The 5,252-nt window shown below is 31.2% G+C and carries 2 protein-coding genes and 1 pseudogene; all 3 read left to right on the top strand.

Features of this window, described 5'->3' with window-relative positions; translation table 11 throughout:
* Positions 1-769, top strand: a 769-nt coding sequence (locus tag A500_RS18595) for an ABC transporter permease (protein WP_016209125.1), incomplete at its 5' end; no start/stop codon positions are given.
* A 109-nt stretch (positions 770-878) separates the two neighbouring features.
* Positions 879-1,525: pseudogene (gene fsa, locus A500_RS18590) on the top strand (fructose-6-phosphate aldolase).
* Positions 1,526-1,700: 175 nt separating this feature from the next.
* On the top strand, positions 1,701-5,240 hold the full coding sequence (locus tag A500_RS18585) for a 5'-nucleotidase C-terminal domain-containing protein (protein ID WP_016209122.1): 3,540 nt from the start codon (positions 1,701-1,703) through the stop codon (positions 5,238-5,240).
* Positions 5,241-5,252 lie beyond the last annotated feature (12 nt).

The raw sequence follows: 5,252 nt of genomic DNA, 5'->3' as shown, positions 1-5,252 counted from the left end.
TGGAGTAGCTGGAGCTTTATGGATAGGTTTATTAGTAGCAGCATTAGTAGGAGTTTTATTTTCACTATTACATGCTTTTGCAAGTATAAACTTAAATGCAAATCAAGTAATTAGTGGTACAGCAATAAATATGATAGCTGGAGCATTAACAGTATTCTTAGCTAGAAACATTACAGGAAGTGGTAATATAAGAGTAACAGCAGGATTTATACCAAAGGATATTCCTATATTATCTAGTATTCCAGTAATAGGACCACTATTCTTTACTAAAACATATGCAACTACATGGCTTGTAATAATAATCTTAATTGTTAGTACTTTCTTATTATATAAAACAAGTTTTGGATTAAGATTAAGATCATGTGGAGAACATCCACAAGCGGCAGCTGCTGCTGGTATAAGTGTTTTCAAAATGAGATATATAGGAGTTATGGTATCAGGAGGAATGTCAGCTTTAGGTGGTGCAATAATATTACTAACATATTCCGGAGAGTTTAATGGTAATGTTGCAGGACTTGGATTCCTAGCGTTAGCAGCCCTTATATTTGGACAATGGAAACCTCTTGGAATATTAGGAGCAACATTTTTCTTTGGATTTGCTTCAACTATAGCTAACGTATCTCAAGCAATACCAGCATTGTCAGCAATACCAGGAGTATTATTGAAGATATTCCCATATATTGTTACTTTAATAGCATTAGTATTATTCTCTAAATCATCTCAAGCACCAAAAGCTTCTGGAGAACCATTTGATGCTGGTAAGAGATAGGACTTAAGTTAAAAAAGAAAAGTTAAAAGTTAAGTAATTAATGTAGAAATTCATTCAAAGAATGAATTTCTACTAAAATATTATAGAATTATATAGGGGGACTTGAGTTATGAAGATATTTATAGATACAGCAAATGTAGATGAAATTATATCTGCAAATGATATGGGAGTTATTTGTGGAGTTACTACGAATCCATCTTTAATAGCTAAAGAAGGAAGAGACTTCAAAGAAGTAATAAAGGAAATAACTACAATAGTTGATGGGCCTATAAGTGCAGAGGTAATTAGCTTGAAACATGAGGAAATGATAGATGAAGGTATTGAATTATCAAAAATTCATCCTAATATAGTTATTAAGATCCCAATGACTATAGAAGGATTAAAGGCAGTAAATGTACTATCATCAAAAGGAATAAAAACTAATGTAACCTTAGTTTTCTCTACTGCTCAAGCATTATTAGCTGCTAGAGCTGGCGCTACTTATGTAAGCCTTTCATAGGCAGAGTAGATGATATTGGAAGTAAGGGAATAGAGCTGATAAAAGAAATTGCATCAGTTTTCAAAATACATGATATAGATACAGAAATTATAGCTGCAAGTGTTAGAAATCCTATACACAGTATAGAAGCAGCATTGGCTGGAGCGCATATAGCAACTATTCCTTACAACGTATTAGTTCAAATGAGCAAAAATCCATTAACAGATATTGGAATAGAAAAGTTTTTAAGTGACTGGAATAATGGCACTAGAAAATAGTATATTATATTTTAAATCATAGGGTATGGTCATTAACAATTTTTAAAGTTACTTTACAATGAAGACATCTTAAGTATTAGCAACAGATATTATAATTTATATCTAAATACTTTAGATGTCTATTTTTAATGGTTATTATTAAAAATAACATAAAACAAATATTAGGAGGGGTAAAATGAGAATTAAGGGAAACCTAAAAAAATTCTTAGCTTCAGTTTTAGCTTTTACTTTTGTTATTGGAAATCTACCAATGAATTTAGTAAAAGCGACAGCAGAAGAACTATCAACAAAAACAATTCAAATTCTTGCAACTACCGATTTGCATGGAAGATTTGCTCCATACGAATATGCTAGAGCTACAAGATCAGATGGAGGTCTAACTCAAATAGCTACACTAGTAGCCCAACAAAGAGCAAATAATCCTAATACTGTTCTTGTTGACAATGGGGACACTATTCAAGGAAACTATAATCATCTATTTTTGGAAGACGAATTTAACCCAATGGTACTAGGTATGGGTGAAATAGGATATAATTCTTATAACCTTGGAAACCATGAGTTTAATTTTGGAATGGATAAGCTATTTCAAATAGCAGAACAAGCAGAAAAAGCAGAAATATCTGTATTATGCGCAAATCTTTATAAAGATAATCAAAGAGTATTTGATGCATATAATATGGAAACTTTAGCTAATGGGATAAAAGTTGCAACAATAGGTGTTGTTACACCACATATTACTAAATGGGATGGACCAAATTTAGTTGGCTATACACCTACTAATCCATCACAAGAAGTTGCAAAAGTTATTGAAGAAATAAAGGCAGCTGGCGGTGCAGATGTATATGTAGTTACAGCACACATGGGTTTTGATAGTGAATATGGTAATGGAGATTCAGCAAAAGAAGTAGCTATAAATAATCCCGATGTAGACGTTGTCATAATGGGTCATAGCCATGATGCTGATAAAAATAAAACTGCGGGTAATGCTGTTTTAATACAACCAACAAATAATGGTGGAAAATTAGGAAAAGTAGAAGTAAGACTTCAAACTAATGGCACAGGCTATGAAATAGTAGAGAAAAAAGTAGAATTTTTAAACACAAAAGGTATAGCAGAAGATGCAGATTTAGCAAGTAAATTAAGTGGATATGACCAAAGAGCTAAAGCCGATGCAAGTGTAGTAATTGGTACATTAGAAGGAAAGGATTTAGCCGATAAAAATGAAATAGCAGATATTCCAGAATCACTAGTAAGAGATCAAGGAATAACTGACTTAGTAAATGAAGTTCAATTATATAATAGTAAAAAGCATCTAGAGTCAAAAGGAATAGATGTTAATACTGGATATCAAGTTTCAGCAGCAGCTTTATTTGATGCAACATCAAATATGAAGTCTGGAGATATTAAGAGATCAGATATTTCTAATATATATAAATATGATAATAAGCTTTACACAATAAAAACAAATGGAAAGCAACTTAAGAGATTTATGGAATGGACATCATCAATATATAATACATTTAAACCAGGAGATTTAACTGTATCATTAGACGAAAATATTAGATTATATCAATATGACATGTTTGATGGAATAAGCTACGAAATAAATATTTCTAAGCCAGCTGGAAGTAGAATTGAAAATGTTAAGTTTGAAAAGGATGGAAAAGTTGTTGAAGATAATGATGTAGTTTATTTATCAGTAAATAACTATAGATATGACTCAGTTCTTAATGCACCTGAAAACTCTGTTTTTGAACCTGGAACTCATGAAAAAATCTATGATACAAACAATGACACTATATCAGATATGAGAGATTTAATTATAGATTATATAACCGAAGTTAAAAGTGGAAGTATTACTAGAAATATTGACAACAACTGGAAATTAACAGGGGTTAATTATGATGAAACTCTAAGAGCGGAAGTTGTTAAGTTAGTTAATGATGGAGCCCTTAAAATACCCGTATCAGAAGATGGAAGAACTCCTAATGTAAAAAGTTTAACTATAAATGATCTAAAAGAGCTTTTAGAGGCTAATAACCTAGGACTTTTAGTAAATAAAAATATTAAAAGAGTTGAATTAGTAAGTTTCAATGATTTACATGGAAATGTACAAGAAAGTGGTAAAAATGTTGGAATAGCTAAGCTAGCATCAGCAATAAAGGAAAGAACTTCATTAAATGGATTCTCTAATTATGAAGCTATACCACTATCAGCTGGAGACTTATACCAAGGTACAGCAATATCAAATCTTACTAAAGGTGCTCCAGTGAGTGAATTCTTGAAGGATATAAACATACCTGCATCTTCAATTGGAAATCATGAATTTGACTGGGGAAAAGAATTAATTCCTACATGGGCAGAAAAGGGTAACTTTGATTTCTTGGCTGCTAATATTATAGATAAGAAAACAGGAAAACCTGTTGAATGGGCAAAACCTTATAAAATTATCGAAGTTGATGGAGTTAAAATTGGATTAATAGGTGTTACAACACCTGAAACAGCTTATAAGACAACACCAGCAAATGTTGCTGACTTAATATTCGAAGATCCATCAATATCAGTTCAAAAATATACTGATAAATTAAGAAATGAAGACAAAGTTAATGCAGTAGTTGTATTATCACATTTAGGAGCAACAACAGATAAGGATAAAAAGCCTGTTGGAGAAGCTGTAGATTTAGCGAATAAAGTTAAAAATGTTGATGCAATTATAGCATCACATGATCATCAATTTACAAATGTTGAAGTTAATGGAGTTAAGATAATTGAAGCCGGATATAACGGTAGAGCTTTATCAGTATTAACTTTTGATTTTGATAATACAGGAAAATTAGTTTCACTTGGAGCTAAATTAGATGAACTTTACTTAAGAAGTTCTAGCATAGTACCAGATAAGACTTCAGCAGATATAGTTAAAAAATATGAAGCTGAATTATTACCAATATTAAGTGAAAAGGTAGCTGATTTAGATAAGGATTTATCTCATGATAGAAATGAAGGTCTTACTCCTTTGGGAACAGTTGTTTCAGAGACAATGCGAAAAATTACTGGTGTAGATATTGCAATAACTAATGGTGGAGGAGTAAGAGCTCCATTATCAGCAGGAGTATTAACAATTGGAGATTTATATACAATACTACCATTTGATAATACATTAGTAACTATGGAATTAAAGGGTTCAGATGTAAAAGCTGCGATAGAACATGGAATTATGCCAGAAAGCTTCGGATGGGGACAATTCTCAGGAATAAAAGTTTGGTATGATAAAGAAGCTAAAGCTGGAGAGAGAATTACTTCAATTAGATTAGAAGATGGAACTCTATTAGATATGAATAAATATTATACAGTTGTAGTTAATGATTTTATGGCAACTGGTGGAGATGGATATGACTTTACAAATGCTAAAAATATGAAAGATACAATGCTTGTAATGAGAGATGAAATTACTAACTACTGGAAAGCAAATGGAGTAGATACAAATATATCAAATCTATTAATAGCTGGAGTAGATGATACTAAAGGTGAAGTTATAATTCCAGGAGATAATACAAATCCAGGAGGATCAAATAATAATCAAGGTAACACAAATAATCAAAATAACTTACCAAACACAGGTGGACAAGATTCTGCAAATGTATTAATATTTGCTATGCTAATGTCTGGTATAGGTTATATGATGTTTAAAAAGAAAAATGAAGAAAAAATAAGTTAATACTTAAATCTA

It is taken from the genome of Clostridium sartagoforme AAU1, from assembly GCF_000401215.1.
Taxonomy (GTDB): domain Bacteria; phylum Bacillota; class Clostridia; order Clostridiales; family Clostridiaceae; genus Clostridium; species Clostridium sartagoforme.
This window is presented reverse-complemented; position numbering and strand designations above follow the sequence as displayed.

Bases quoted from the DNA above. Each gene is read 5' to 3' on its own strand.
- A500_RS18585 (WP_016209122.1), top strand. From the start codon at position 1,701: ATGAGAATTAAGGGAAACCTAAAAAAATTCTTAGCTTCAGTTTTAGCT.